The organism is Paenibacillus sp. 1-8 (assembly GCF_056316205.1).
On record NZ_CM149995.1, the window covers coordinates 3,419,465 to 3,432,022 of the forward strand.

Sequence of the window (12,558 nt, forward strand, 5' to 3'; positions counted from 1 at the left end):
CTTTTTGTTTCCCGCTTAGATCGGATTAAGAAGCCTTTCGAGCCGCATAACCTCTTTCTGGAGGTACTGAATCAAATCAGTTGCCTCTTCCAAGGCCATGAGTTTCCAGTCATATGATTGATCGGATACCTGGTCTATGGTGGTTCCATACTTCTTAAGGCCTTTCTCATTTTGCTTGTCCAGCAATTCTATGATCCGCTGTGTTACCTCTGGACGTTCAATTGCATTCTGAGAGTGCTTCATTTAATCACCTCCTCCGTTCCCGGCAGAATAAGCGTATCTCCTTCATACTGCATCTCCGCCTGATTAGAGTCACTTACTGGCCCCCAATGGTTATTGGCTTGCATTATCCTCATAATGTCCACGGCATACTTTTCATCGGTGTTCACTACAAGATAGGTGTTCAAAGCTGGTTTTCCGTTCAGATGTCGCAACTCTTGAATCTTCCACAGGATGCGGGACAACTCACTTTTATCCCGATCATCAAGATATTTCTCAGCATCCTCATTTTTGATTACGGTAAATTTCACTTTCATTCCGGTCAGTTCTGGCATGTTTCATCTTCCCCTCTGCACGTTTGAGTAGTTTATTCGCAGCCCGTTTCCGAGCCGATCTTTCCTTTTTAACTTGCTGTAACGGAACAAATTCCCCACGACATTTTGTAAGTAATTCAATATGCATAGTCGGGTATTTCCCCTGAAATAGCTTAAATTTAACTCTAAAAGTAGACGTTTCCGCTCCTTTTATGTCAACTACTCGTTCGCTTCCATCCAGATCAACAACAAGAAAATCTGCTATATACGTCACCTTTGGCTTTTCCTGCAAAGTAAACTTGGGCTGGCAGCTAAAGTCCTTAATCTCGCCATACCGCATCTGCCTAAGCAACTCTATATAATATTCTCCTTCCATGCGGCTATCGAAGCTGATCCCGGTCACATCAAGGTTGTATTCCTCTATCTCAGCCACTGTGAAAAGTGTTCCATCATCTGTGACGATTACTTTACTGGCATTATATTTGCTCATTTAATCTACCGTCCTGTATGGCTGAACCACATGGACGCTTTGATCATCTTCGCTGCTGAGAATGAAAATAGACTTCATTTTGCCTGTGAAAACCAAAGTGACTTTTTCCCCATCCAAAGCTTTTAAAGCATCCATAGCATACTTAGAATTCAAGGAAATGGTTAGATCCTGTCCCGTAAACTTAATAGGAACAATACTTTCGCTCGCCTTACCCGTTTGCTTTCCTTTTCCGCGAATATTTATTTCTTTCTCAGTTATATCAAGCCTAACCATATTATTTTTCTCTTCTTTTGCCAGAGTGTAGATAAGTTCAACAGATTCCAAAAATTCTTGTTTATTTATCTCTATCCTCGTACCACTATCAGGAACAATAACCATCTGGTGTATGTCTGGATACTCGCCCTCCAAAACACGAGAGTAAAAAGTGAATCTCTCTGTGCGAGCAAAGGCATAGACTACCTGATCATCCTTCCCCTTTGAAAAGCCAAATTGAACATCGTCCTTATCTGTAATGATCTTCTGAAGTTCAACCAGACCTCTTGCTTCGATCACAGCACTACCAAAATCCCCCGATTCAATTTCCTTTTCCGTTTTTGAAAGGCGATACCTATTGGTTGCTTCCATTCCTATTTTCCCGGTCTTTAGGTAGACATTTGCTCCAGTTAGTATAGGCATGCCTTTACCATCAATGTCTGCCGCAAAGATAGCCTTTTTGAATAATCCCTTTAGATCTTTCCCAGTAATTTCAATGTATTCATTGTCATTTATTGAAGGGGGCAGAGGAAATTCCTCGGGGTCCAATCCTGCCATTTCGATTTCTTTATTCCGGGACGTGATAATCACATTCATACCATCTTTAGACTCAATCCGAACGTCACCACTTAATTTCTTGAGCATTTTCAAAAACAATTCAGGCAGAACTACCTTTCCACTCCGTTCGATTTGAACATGCTCGTCGAAAACATACGACTGTATCGTTGCCCTATCGTCAGTGCCAGTCACAGTTAAGCCCTCTTGATTGGCTTCGATTAAAAAGCAACCAAGTATTGGCATGATGCTTTTGGCTGAAATAGCTTTACTTGCGTCCTCTAAAGCTTCAGCTAGTAATGCGCTGTCCACTACTATATTCATAAGGTCTGACCTCCTCCTTCGAACTGTCCTTTCTAGCATTTGGGTTGCATTCCGGGCATGGCCCCATCACCATCATTGAGCCACGAAACTGGTACGCCACCCTGCTACCACCACATGTTCTACACACACTCACACTATCCCCTCCGTCTATTTCTACCACCTACAGGTAGGACTTTTACAAATGGTTCAATCCGTTCAATTATTCGAGCTGCCTTTTTATCGTCTTGGACTCCCCTGCTATCTTTGGGGTTAGCCAGATGCTGCCTTAGCTCGTTCATAGTCAAATTGGATGTGTAAATCGTCGGGAAACGTTCCATTCTCCGTTGAAGGATAGGACCTATCACTTCATCCCTTGTCCAAACGGTTAGTGTCTCAGCTCCGATATCATCAAGTATGAGTACAGGAGCCGTTCTGAGAGCATCAAGCTTGCGTTCTACGGTCTCAGTCTTAGAACCGATAGCGTCTTTAACTTCCAATAAAAAGTCCGGCACATAGACCATAAGGACCTCCACATCACATTTAGCAAGCTCTTGGGCAATCGCCCCAGCTATCCGGCTTTTGCCAACTCCCATAGGGCCATAAAGGTATAGTCCCTCTGTTGTCTTGCCCGGAACAAACGTGCTACAGAACTTAACAGCAGCGGTGATCGCGCTTAATCTCTGCGGATCTGGTTCGATATCATCAAAGGTCGCTTCCAAAATGTGTGATGGTATGAAATGACTCTTGATCCTCTGACCTATGCCCTGCTGCCTTTCGTAAGCCTTCAGGAGTTCACATTTTTTGAACCTGAATGCTAACTCGCTGCTGTTGTCGGGGTTAGGCTCCTCGACACTTCTATGCCCCTTGTGAGCGTTCTGGCAGTCTTTTAATCCTGGACATACACTGCAAGCATCGCAATAGGCTAGATGCTGTGATATGTCCCTATAGTTCCGTGGACTGGTTAAGTCTGCTGTCCGATCAGGGTACTTCCGCCGCAGGCGTTGCACTTCAGGATGGTTATCGATGCGCCGGATTACTTCAGCTTGTCGTTCGAAAAAACGAGCTGGTATCAACGCCTTTAATTCTTGCTGAAAGCTCTCCATGCCGTTAACCTCCCTGCTTTTGCCTTAGTTCAGCAAGCATTTTTTGTAAATCAGCTTCGGTATACTGTGAATCCGGCTGAGTAAACTCCACTTCATCTGGCTTCAGTTCTACTGTCCCTGTTTGTCTGACTGATGTTAATTGTGTCTCATGTAATGCATAGATTACTTTGGCACAGTAACGCATGCTCCCAATTTCATGTCGCTTATATTGGGGTTTGAAGTTATCAAAGGCTTGATCTACACCATCTAGCGCTGTTGTCAGTGGTATTCCGGCTGCTTGCAGCTCAGAAATGGTGAGATCGTCAGCCATCGATATTTCAAGCCCCCTTCCCCTGCGCTGAAGGTACTTGTTGGCAACCGCGTTGCGATAATCAATGTCCGTTGATGATATTTCATCCTGTCCAGAGTCGGCATCTGTTTCAGAAGTGGCAGGAACGGTACCTTGCCGGGAAGACGGTATCCCCTCATCTTTGGAATTGAATTCATCCTCAGGCGTTAAACAACAACTACCTTCTTTTTCTAGTTCTAGTTCTAGTTCTAAATCTAATTCTTTATCTGTTTCGTTACTGCCCGTTACTGTAACGTTACTTGTAGCGTTTCCTGTAACCTGAGGATCATTTTCACCTGAATCAAGCTGCTTTTGCTTGTTCCGGTAATTTCGAACCCTCTTTTTAGTTTGTTCCCTGACCTTATCCATTCCATCTACATTCTGATGCTTCTCCCAATTAGGCAGAAAGAAGGCTCCTTGTTCAGACACTTCCAGCATCCCGAATCTTTCAAAGATGGATAGGGCCATTTTTATAACCGGTAGTGGCCTTTTGATCACCGAAATCAACATATCCTCTGTATATGGAATGGTTTCGGTCAGCATGATGTAGCCGCCCATGTTGGCTCTACCAGTCATAGTCATTAGCTTGAGCCATATAACAATGATCGTGTCAGCCTCGGGCATGTCTTCGATGATCTTTATTTTTTCATCATCAAACATACCTGTACTGAGCTTGATCCATTTAATTTCAGCCATTTTCTTCACCTAACTGTACTGTAAACTTGGTCAACCATATCTCCCCCTGACTGATCCATCTGCAAAATTGACCTTCATTTTCAATTTGAGTGCATGAATAGTTTCTCTGAGGCTTGAAAATTCATTTCTGTACTTCATAGACCTCCCATACGCCTCTGCTTCAATCATTCGTATCTCTATCGTGTCAAGTTCCGCCCGTTCTTTCTTAGGTCTTGATGCATTTATATAGGCTTTTGCATACTCTATATCCCTTTGAACATGTATCAGTTTATATTGCCTGTCGCATTCCCCTGATACTTCTCCAGTTAGTTCGTGACATTGTGTAAGCAGTTCTATTTTTTTAAGGAGAGCTGCCGGATTATCCTCCGACAACTCACTTGCCAACTCTTTTAATCTATCAATGTCTTTAAAATAAGGTTCAAGTTCCAAACCGGATCACTCCGCTCTAAAATTAGCAATCGCTATTTTCGTAATAGAGGTCTATTTCATCCTCATCAATGACTAACTTAGAACCATGAGCATAAATCTTGAATAAATCCTCTGCGATTCCATGCAAGCCGTACATCATATCTTTTGATTTAATTTCACGATCATCTATTTTCAGACAGAATAATGTACCATCATCGCGAACAAGCATTCCATATTTGCATTGATACTTACCCTTATCCGGTTCTGGATCAAGGTAAATCCATGTGCTATAGTCCTTGTCTATATGAAGAGAGAACTCATCACTATCGTCATATTCGTTATCTTCGTTTCCACTTTCTTTCCAGCCGTTAATAAGTTCTGATAGTTTATACTCTGGCTTTACATCAGAAAGCATTCTATCCATTTGTTCCTTTAACTTTTCCACACCCTGTACATGAGTAATTTCATCCAGTTTTTCTTTAATAACTTGCGTAATCAATGTGTTATAAGACGGTAAATCCAACGCACCGAGATTGATAGAAAAATGTTGTTTCACATGTTCTTTTAACTGTTTTCCAAAATCTCCATAGCTACTGAAAATATCATCCACAATGGATTCGATTGTTTTTTCGAGCTTATTTCGGACGATTTGTTCAATTAACCCCTCACTATGAATGTTTGCCAAAGCTTCGTTTACCATATTATTCAAATTCATATTTGTTCACTCCTATTTTCATTTTTTCGATTACGTGATATACTGCCGTTGAATTGTTTGTTAAATGATCGTGTTGGTAGCACGATTGTTTGTCAGGGCTTCTCTGATTTTTCTATTGCGATTACGGCAGTAGTAATTACAGAAAAGTCCTTCTTCTTTTGGATCGGGAAACTTTTGTCCTGCAAAAAACCTCTCTTCCGCAATGCATGCATATCCCTATTCCTTTCCCTGATATTTTGTATCCCGATGGCTTAGGAGCCTCTAGGCCTTCATATTCTTCGTTCTTATCTATAGATTGCTCCAGCTCACTCAACTGTGCAGTAAGCAAATCTATTTGAGCATGAATCTCGTCATACGGTAATCCATAGTTAGCAGCGTCAATTCTGTCCTCGTATAGTTCCCGCAATCGCGCTCTCAACACCCTACATTCTTTTCGCTTGTCCAACTCTCTCAGCTCCATATCTCCGCTTCAAGTTCGGATATTTTAGCCTTTAGTTGCCTTGCTTGCTCATTTAATGGCTTCATTTTCTGCCTGCTTACCGCAGCACTCCATGGACCATTCAAAACCGCATATTGGGTTTTATGCAAGGCTTGTAACTTCTGCTCTGTAAGATCTTTTTCACGTTGAAGCGCAAGCTTACCTTTGTCCTTATCAGTTAGTTGCGGCTCCAGAAGTTCCATATCTACTACGTGTAAACTGTTCAAAACTCGATAAATTTCCAAGGTAGCAAATATCAGGCTTTCGGCTTCTTTATTGATGGTGAATTTTTCTCCTTCATCGGTTACTACTGGTATTACGAAAATACTCATAATGCCTTCTTTCTTCGCCGGATGTTGCGGACGATAATGGCATGCTGTAACGGATTACTAAACCAGATACGAGCCATTTCTGGAAGAGTCATAGCCGATCACTCCTTTAGATATAGTCTTCTGGACGAAACTCTTTGACAAAGTAAATGGAATCATCAAAATCTATGCGCCGGATGTGACTGTACTTTGCAACCGAGAACAAAACTTTCAGCTTACTCCAAATCATGCGGCGATATTTTCCGACCGTTTCATTAAATTTTCCATCTGTCTCCTTGTAACGATCTTTTGCGAGAGTAATGGACCTGATTCTTACTGCATCCTGTAACTGATAGCATTCAGCATCCGTCAGTGTAACGCTGTCTCGAACCTCTTGGACCATCATCTGGACTTCCTCGACCTTTTCAGCAACGTCTACTTGCATTTGCTTCATTCCATCCCACAAGCCTCGAATAGCCACGCCTTGGGCCTCTGTGAGTTGAAGTTGCTTTTCTACAACCGCCAAGTAATCCGGCTGCTGGTTATGATTAATCAATGACATTTGCATCTACCACCTTTCTGCCGTTAACGGCTGGACGAATCTGTTCGACAAAGGCTTCTAACATGTCCAAACCTTCAGACAGCCGTTTCTTTTCAGAACTACTTGCACTCCCAATCGCACCCAACATGAACGAAGTAATTCCAACCTTTTGTAGAAATTGCTTCACATGGATGCTTACCTGAATTGTGTTGCTATCTGCCTCGAATCGGAGCTTCTTCATTTGTGCTGCGGCCTGCTGATCGCTAAAATCATCAGGCTGTTGAAGCTTGAGAGCCTCCAGCTCTTCTTTAGCTCTCTGGTAGCCACTCTTCAATTGTTCAACTTTTAAACGTTCTTTTTTCAAATCTTCATTGATTTTGTTTTTCCAGTATTCATCGCGTTGTTTAAGCTGGACCTCAGCCTCTTTTTCCTTCTGCCGGATAAACACGTTCGTTTCTTCTTCATGGCGCTCTACCGCAGCAGCTACAGCCTCGTCTACTTGATCAACTGGGACAGCATCCTTATACTGACGTTGCAAGGCAAGCTTTTCTTGTTCTGCTTGTTCGGCCCTCTCTTCGGCTTCGCGAACAGCAGCTTCCAGACGAGCTTTGGTTTCAACAAAAGCTTTATGGGTACTGATTAATCCTTCATCAAGCTGCTGGATAATCTCAGGTGTGGCATTTTCAGCGATAAATTTTGCTTTATCATACTGCCGACCGGAACCAAATCCTGCTTGATCCGCTACAATATCCCGAACTTGTCCGGTAGGTTGGTCAGGAAAATTTTCCGTACCTCCAGCCATGCGCTCTTTGGCCTTCAAGCGTTCGACCTCTTCAAGCCTCCGTCCCCATTCCACTCGTTCAGAAAACGTGAACTCTTTACGGTGTTCGTTTTCCGAAATCTCCAAGCGAAGCTGGTGTTCAACATCACTAATCTCCATGACTCTTACCGTTACTTCTGAGCGACCTAGGAACTGATGCGCTCTCAATCGCCGTTCTCCAGCTATCAACTGATAATCCGGTGTTACTACTATAGGATTAATGAGTCCGTTTTGTTCTATATCCTGGGCTAGTTCTTCAATACCGCCGAAATCTTTGCGAATGCGGTCACTGACTTTTATTTTGTTAATGTCAATTTGCAAGTTAAGTCTCCTTTCTAAAGGCTATTCATAGCTTTCATTCAAAAAGTTCTGGAACTTACTCATGAACTCTTCGAATTTTGCGGGACTAAAATCATTACTATGAAAATCCAATTCAATAACTAATTGGCTTTCGACCGTCTTTGATGCAGTTCCTAACTTTGTCGATTGGTTGATGGAATATCGCGATACCGTGACACGAGTCAAAAAATTCTCCCTCTTTACAGGATGATGATAAAAAGACAAGGTTCACGCCTCCTTTAGCTCTGTCTTTGGGACCTTTCGATAAGCTCAGATCGCTCTTGCCAAAATCTCTCCACAGTTCCTAATGAATCTTCTTTTTTCAGATTGGGTAGCACAACAAGAACCTCCTTTGCTTCTACATAGATATCCTCATCAGACAAACGTTCTTTATGATATTTTCTTTTAAGTTCAAAGTGTCGATATAATCCAACGGATATCTTTTCAATCCCTGGTCTGGTTGCCAGTTCATTGATCAAATCATTCGTGCTTACATTCTTTAAATCAGGCAGTCGTTTATTCAGTTGTTCAATATTGGGTGTAGTCATTTAGTTTTGTTCTCCTTTCTAAGTCCGATAATTAACTTTATCCTGTTCCCTTCCCCAGGCATCTAAAGCTGCGGAGCTGAACACAATCCTAGTTCCGAATCTCCTATGCGGAATTTGTTTCTTTTTACACATGTTGTAGAGCAACTTCTCCGAGATACCAAGATATTTGGCAGCTTGTTCCACATTTAATCTTTTATCTGTAGCTATATTCAATCTTTCCATTAACCGCTTTTCAGCTGCGGCAACTTGAACAGCAACAATTTCATTGATCGCTTGTTCAATAGCCGTCATACCATTGCACCCTCTCGTTCTATAACTGGAAGAATATTCTTTTGTTTAAGTAGCTCATAAATAAACAATCTTCCTTTTTGCGTCCAATAGGTATGCATTTTACTCCGCGTTTCATCAATGAGTTGAGTTTTACTTTGTGTATATCCTTTATCCGCAAATTTCTGATATAACAGCCAGCAGCCGCCTTGCTTAAACTGAATACCCTCATCATGCAGAATCTCGTTTAATGATCTGGCGCTTAATCCGTAGTCTTTTGCATTTTTTGAAATTGCCACTACAGAATTGGTTTGCAGAACCAGATCGTAGTAAGTTGCTTTAGGCTTTAATTCATGAATAATTTGTTCCTTTTGTGCATTCTGTAGTTGAAGTGCTTCGTTCTTTTCTGCTAGATCAGCAGCGAGTCTCAATGCTTCCGGCAGAGAACGAGGAACATTGATAGCCATTTCATTCACTCGGTAATATTCATCGACCAACATTTCATAAGCTTCCCAGGCTTTATCTGTATTAAGTGACTTTGCATGCATCCATGCACCTTTTTCAGTCCATAGGTAAAGAATAGCAGCGTTTTTTGAACCATCGTCAATTTGCGTATGGTTCAAAAATTCACGTTTCTCCTGCCCTGCAAGTCCAATGAAATGCTTGCTCTCAATGTAACGATCTTTATTACGATTATAGTTTTCTGAAATCCGACGAGTATCAGTTCTATACGACTCAGCTAGTTGCGACGTTGTTAACACTCGTTGATTCCTGTAATCAATAGCTTCAATTACATTCATTCTGTCACCTCAATTTCGATGCCCAGTATTTCAGCAATTATAGGCTTTTGTTTCTTTCCTTCGCGGGTTCCCTTAAAGATTTCTGATACATAGGTCGAGGACACCCCTAATTCTTTTGCAATATGAATCATCTTAATATTCCTTTGAAGCATGATTTTTCTTGCTTCTATGCCGAATTCAGTGTAATTGGTCAAATTGGCTTTCTCTCCTTTCTAATTGTTTGTTGAATAATCAGCTTAATTATTGACATTCGACTGAAAATAAACTAATATCTTTAAAGAAGGCAACATCAAATTCAATCGTTGGGGAACGATTTTTTTAAATATGGGTTATATACCCTCTGTTTTTTTGTTGTCTTTTTTGCCAATAATCAAGCTTTGTCTCAATATTAACTGATTATTTACGAATGGTCAACATTTATTTCGTATTTATACAGTCATTTATGAAGGAGTGTTGTGATCGTGTCCATAGTCGAAAATATAAAGTCGGCTTGCGTAACGAAAGGTATATCTATTCCAAAATTGGAGAAGGAATTGGGTTTTGGAAGAGGATCTATATACAACTGGGAAAAGAGTTCTCCTTCAATCGACAAAATAGAAAAAGTCGCAAATTACTTCCGCTTATCCATTGACGAACTGGTAGGCAGAGGAGATTTTTATGGCATTGGATGGATATTAAAAAAGGAACGGGAAGAAAAAGGTGTAAGTTTAGAGAAACTTGCAAAATCTTTAGCCCTTGAAATTGATGATCTGGAACAATATGAGTTAGGAGGTAGACCGATGAGCGTAGGAACTGCCTCTCTTATTTCAGATGAATTGGGTATTTCCCTTTCTGAATTATTGGAAAAGCATAGCTACTATGAAATGACTAATGCGGATGAAATTCCAGTTAATTCCTCGTTGAGTTCAGTGCCTGATTGGGCTTCCCCCAAGGATATTCGAGATTTTAAGACAATGTTGGAGGAAGACGGACCGATAATGTTTGATGGAGTACCAATCTCAAATGATGACAAAGAAAGAATAAAGCGAGTCATGGAGGCTATGTTCTGGGACATAAAAGCCAAAAACAAAAAGACCTATGGCCGTAAGAAAAAAGACGAGTAGGTGCAGCCTATGGCCTGAATATCATTATTTATCATGCAGATTTGGGCCGATCAACCAAGGGGATGTATTACAGAAAAATGAGAAGGAGATGTATAGTGATACACAATGACCTGGATGAGAATTGGCAACGCATGGTCTGTGCTCATGAACTTGCTCATGACCAACTACATCCAGGTTTAAACAGATTTCGGCTTGATCAGAATGCATTTTTTAACACCGGAAAATATGAGAAACAAGCCAATATATTCGCTTTGAAGCTACTTACACATGGAATAGATCAATATATCGACGAATCCATTTCACATTATTATTTGAGATGCGGAATTCCTCTCGAACTACATAAATTATTTATCCAGTAGGTCATTATGGAATGATGTTAGTATTTCCATGCCCAAAAACAGAACATACATTCCCGTTAAGGAGGTGATTTTACTTATATAGGTCGTTAGAATCAGGATGAAATTAGGAAAGGAGTTTCACTATGGCTAAAGGAAGTATAGAAAAACGAGGAGAAAATACTTGGCGGTTGACAGTAGACCTCGGCCTAAATGCTGACGGCACCCGCAACCGACCACGTACATCTATCACAATTGAAGAGCCGGCATTAATGAAACTGTCTGTAAAATGTGCAAAATTATCGGAAGCCCCGAAAAAATTAAGAGAATATCTGGATGATCAATTGGCGGATTTCAAACGAGAAGTATTAAGTGGAAATTATATCGCGCCATCAAAAATGACTTTCAAGGACTTTTACGAAAATGAATGGAAACCAAAACATGCTGTGATTGAATATAAAAACGGCACCACTCTAAAATCACATTGTTCGAAAATCAACAATCACGTATTACCGAAGATTGGACACAAACTACTTGATGAGATAACGACGATGGAATTGGTTAAACTGTTTACTGATCTACGAAAACCAGGCGCTCGCGTCGACAAACGAGGAGGCAAAGACCAACTATCGTCTCGGACGGTGCAATATGCATATGATGTTACGATGAACATTTTTAAACGGTCTGTTGAATGGACCGTTATAAAAACAAACCCAATGGATGGTGTCAAGCGACCTCAGATTAGCAAAGAGAATAAGAAGGTGCGAAAGGATCGGAAAAATTACTACGAAGAAGATGAAGCGACAGCTGTAATTGATGCGCTACTCGAAACTAAATCGGTATGGCGTATGTATTTTCTTGCGGCAATTATCGGAGGTTTTAGACGCGGAGAGTTAATTGCACTTGAAATTGATGACTGCGACTTTGTGAATTGTAGGCTGCGGATTGACGAGAGTATATCAAACACCGAAGACGGTCAGGCCGACATAACGGACACTAAGAACGAAGCATCAAACGACTATGTGGACATGCCTCTGTGGTATATGGAAGAGTTGGCCGCTCACATCAAAGCGTGCCGGAAGCTAAAAATGAAACTGATGGACAAGTGGCAAGGTGGCGATCGCAATTTCGTATTCCATTCCGGCTACGGCAAGCCTTACTACCATACTACACCGACACAACGGTGGAAAGATTGGTGTGAGAAAAACGGGTTTCGATATGTAACCCTGCACGGCCTGCGGCATACGAATGCAACGTACTTATTAGAGCAAGGAGCATCTATTAAAGAGATTCAACATCGACTGAGACATGCTACATCACAAGTCACCAGCGATACGTATGCCCACGTAACAAAAAGGCTCAGCCGCAAGACCGCTTCGCACCTTGATAAGTTCGATCCGAGAATCCGTCCCCAATCCGTCCCCAACGGCAAAAACGACGCTCATTCTTCTTGATTTTGGCGATCCTAAAAATCCCATACAAAAACAAAAGATCCCTTATGTATCAAGGGATCTCAGGTGCTTTTCTGAATGCCGAGGACCGGGATCGAACCGGTACGGTAGTCACCTACCGCAGGATTTTAAGTCCTGTGCGTCTGCCAATTCCGCCACCCCGGCATAAATTTAGGAACGCTATT

18 protein-coding genes and 1 tRNA gene are annotated in these 12,558 nt (G+C 41.5%); 3 read left to right on the forward strand and 16 right to left on the reverse strand.

From position 1 onward, the window contains the following. Positions 1-15 precede the first annotated feature (15 nt). The 15 genes from AC0WRU_RS15620 to AC0WRU_RS15690 form a co-directional block, all read right to left on the reverse strand. Positions 16-243, reverse strand: a complete 228-nt coding sequence (locus tag AC0WRU_RS15620; RefSeq protein WP_476125463.1) for a hypothetical protein — start codon at positions 241-243, stop codon at positions 16-18. Further along, entirely contained in the window at positions 240-554 is a 315-nt protein-coding gene (locus AC0WRU_RS15625) for a hypothetical protein (protein ID WP_476125464.1), read from the reverse strand. Before AC0WRU_RS15625 ends, AC0WRU_RS15620 begins: the two co-directional genes overlap by 4 nt. Next, the gene (locus tag AC0WRU_RS15630) at positions 505-1,023 is read right to left on the reverse strand and encodes a DUF1064 domain-containing protein (RefSeq protein WP_476125465.1); all 519 of its coding nucleotides are present in this window, start codon (positions 1,021-1,023) and stop codon (positions 505-507) included. Before AC0WRU_RS15630 ends, AC0WRU_RS15625 begins: the two co-directional genes overlap by 50 nt. Then, complete coding sequence (dnaN, locus tag AC0WRU_RS15635) at positions 1,024-2,154, reverse strand: DNA polymerase III subunit beta (protein ID WP_476125466.1); 1,131 nt, start codon at positions 2,152-2,154, stop codon at positions 1,024-1,026. It abuts the gene before it with no gap. A 134-nt stretch (positions 2,155-2,288) separates the two neighbouring features. Next, on the reverse strand, positions 2,289-3,236 hold the full coding sequence (gene dnaI / locus AC0WRU_RS15640; RefSeq protein WP_476125467.1) for a primosomal protein DnaI: 948 nt from the start codon (positions 3,234-3,236) through the stop codon (positions 2,289-2,291). Positions 3,237-3,240: 4 nt separating this feature from the next. Further along, a complete protein-coding gene (locus AC0WRU_RS15645; RefSeq protein WP_476125468.1) occupies positions 3,241-4,260 on the reverse strand; it encodes a phage replisome organizer N-terminal domain-containing protein in 1,020 nt (339 codons plus the stop codon). A gap of 30 nt (positions 4,261-4,290) precedes the next feature. Further along, a complete protein-coding gene (locus AC0WRU_RS15650; protein WP_476125469.1) occupies positions 4,291-4,689 on the reverse strand; it encodes a hypothetical protein in 399 nt (132 codons plus the stop codon). A 22-nt stretch (positions 4,690-4,711) separates the two neighbouring features. Continuing rightward, positions 4,712-5,383, reverse strand: coding sequence for a hypothetical protein (locus AC0WRU_RS15655; RefSeq protein ID WP_476125470.1), 672 nt, complete (start codon positions 5,381-5,383; stop codon positions 4,712-4,714). Between the two features lie 450 nt (positions 5,384-5,833). Further along, positions 5,834-6,193, reverse strand: coding sequence for a hypothetical protein (locus AC0WRU_RS15660; RefSeq protein ID WP_476125471.1), 360 nt, complete (start codon positions 6,191-6,193; stop codon positions 5,834-5,836). A 106-nt stretch (positions 6,194-6,299) separates the two neighbouring features. Beyond that, positions 6,300-6,731, reverse strand: a complete 432-nt coding sequence (locus AC0WRU_RS15665) for an ORF6C domain-containing protein (RefSeq protein WP_476125472.1) — start codon at positions 6,729-6,731, stop codon at positions 6,300-6,302. Further along, complete coding sequence (locus AC0WRU_RS15670; protein ID WP_476125473.1) at positions 6,718-7,851, reverse strand: ParB N-terminal domain-containing protein; 1,134 nt, start codon at positions 7,849-7,851, stop codon at positions 6,718-6,720. Before AC0WRU_RS15670 ends, AC0WRU_RS15665 begins: the two co-directional genes overlap by 14 nt. A gap of 257 nt (positions 7,852-8,108) precedes the next feature. Beyond that, positions 8,109-8,417 carry a hypothetical protein gene (locus AC0WRU_RS15675; protein WP_476125474.1) on the reverse strand — a complete coding sequence of 103 codons (309 nt, stop codon included), beginning with the start codon at positions 8,415-8,417 and terminating at the stop codon, positions 8,109-8,111. 18 nt (positions 8,418-8,435) lie between these two features. Then, entirely contained in the window at positions 8,436-8,708 is a 273-nt protein-coding gene (locus AC0WRU_RS15680) for a helix-turn-helix domain-containing protein (RefSeq protein WP_025685315.1), read from the reverse strand. After that, the gene (locus AC0WRU_RS15685; protein WP_476125475.1) at positions 8,705-9,484 is read right to left on the reverse strand and encodes a phage antirepressor KilAC domain-containing protein; all 780 of its coding nucleotides are present in this window, start codon (positions 9,482-9,484) and stop codon (positions 8,705-8,707) included. The genes AC0WRU_RS15680 and AC0WRU_RS15685 overlap by 4 nt, the downstream gene beginning before the upstream one ends. Then, positions 9,481-9,678 (reverse strand): helix-turn-helix domain-containing protein, encoded by a 198-nt coding sequence (locus AC0WRU_RS15690; protein WP_025685316.1) that lies wholly within the window; start codon positions 9,676-9,678, stop codon positions 9,481-9,483. Before AC0WRU_RS15690 ends, AC0WRU_RS15685 begins: the two co-directional genes overlap by 4 nt. 267 nt (positions 9,679-9,945) lie before the next feature. Here AC0WRU_RS15690 and AC0WRU_RS15695 point away from each other — a divergent pair, with 267 nt between their 5' ends. From AC0WRU_RS15695 to AC0WRU_RS15705, 3 genes are all read left to right on the forward strand, one after another. Then, positions 9,946-10,587: a helix-turn-helix transcriptional regulator gene (locus AC0WRU_RS15695; RefSeq protein ID WP_025685317.1), complete on the forward strand. Its 642-nt coding sequence runs from the start codon at positions 9,946-9,948 to the stop codon at positions 10,585-10,587. A 26-nt stretch (positions 10,588-10,613) separates the two neighbouring features. After that, positions 10,614-10,946, forward strand: a complete 333-nt coding sequence (locus tag AC0WRU_RS15700; protein ID WP_476128658.1) for an ImmA/IrrE family metallo-endopeptidase — start codon at positions 10,614-10,616, stop codon at positions 10,944-10,946. A gap of 122 nt (positions 10,947-11,068) precedes the next feature. Then, positions 11,069-12,376: a tyrosine-type recombinase/integrase gene (locus AC0WRU_RS15705; RefSeq protein ID WP_476125476.1), complete on the forward strand. Its 1,308-nt coding sequence runs from the start codon at positions 11,069-11,071 to the stop codon at positions 12,374-12,376. 76 nt (positions 12,377-12,452) lie between these two features. Here AC0WRU_RS15705 and AC0WRU_RS15710 read toward each other — a convergent pair. Continuing rightward, positions 12,453-12,538 (reverse strand) — tRNA-Leu (locus AC0WRU_RS15710). Positions 12,539-12,558 lie beyond the last annotated feature (20 nt).

What these genes read in the sequence shown, in the direction of transcription:
- AC0WRU_RS15620 (WP_476125463.1), bottom strand. Translation starts at nt 243, where the DNA reads ATGAAGCACTCTCAGAATGCAATTGAACGTCCAGAGGTAACACAGCGG.
- AC0WRU_RS15625 (WP_476125464.1), bottom strand. Translation starts at nt 554, where the DNA reads ATGCCAGAACTGACCGGAATGAAAGTGAAATTTACCGTAATCAAAAAT.
- AC0WRU_RS15630 (WP_476125465.1), bottom strand. Translation starts at nt 1,023, where the DNA reads ATGAGCAAATATAATGCCAGTAAAGTAATCGTCACAGATGATGGAACA.
- dnaN (WP_476125466.1), bottom strand. Translation starts at nt 2,154, where the DNA reads ATGAATATAGTAGTGGACAGCGCATTACTAGCTGAAGCTTTAGAGGAC.
- dnaI (WP_476125467.1), bottom strand. Translation starts at nt 3,236, where the DNA reads ATGGAGAGCTTTCAGCAAGAATTAAAGGCGTTGATACCAGCTCGTTTT.
- AC0WRU_RS15645 (WP_476125468.1), bottom strand. Translation starts at nt 4,260, where the DNA reads ATGGCTGAAATTAAATGGATCAAGCTCAGTACAGGTATGTTTGATGAT.
- AC0WRU_RS15655 (WP_476125470.1), bottom strand. Translation starts at nt 5,383, where the DNA reads ATGAATTTGAATAATATGGTAAACGAAGCTTTGGCAAACATTCATAGT.
- AC0WRU_RS15660 (WP_476125471.1), bottom strand. Translation starts at nt 6,193, where the DNA reads ATGAGTATTTTCGTAATACCAGTAGTAACCGATGAAGGAGAAAAATTC.
- AC0WRU_RS15665 (WP_476125472.1), bottom strand. Translation starts at nt 6,731, where the DNA reads ATGTCATTGATTAATCATAACCAGCAGCCGGATTACTTGGCGGTTGTA.
- AC0WRU_RS15675 (WP_476125474.1), bottom strand. Translation starts at nt 8,417, where the DNA reads ATGACTACACCCAATATTGAACAACTGAATAAACGACTGCCTGATTTA.
- AC0WRU_RS15680 (WP_025685315.1), bottom strand. Translation starts at nt 8,708, where the DNA reads ATGACGGCTATTGAACAAGCGATCAATGAAATTGTTGCTGTTCAAGTT.
- AC0WRU_RS15685 (WP_476125475.1), bottom strand. Translation starts at nt 9,484, where the DNA reads ATGAATGTAATTGAAGCTATTGATTACAGGAATCAACGAGTGTTAACA.
- AC0WRU_RS15705 (WP_476125476.1), top strand. Translation starts at nt 11,069, where the DNA reads ATGGCTAAAGGAAGTATAGAAAAACGAGGAGAAAATACTTGGCGGTTG.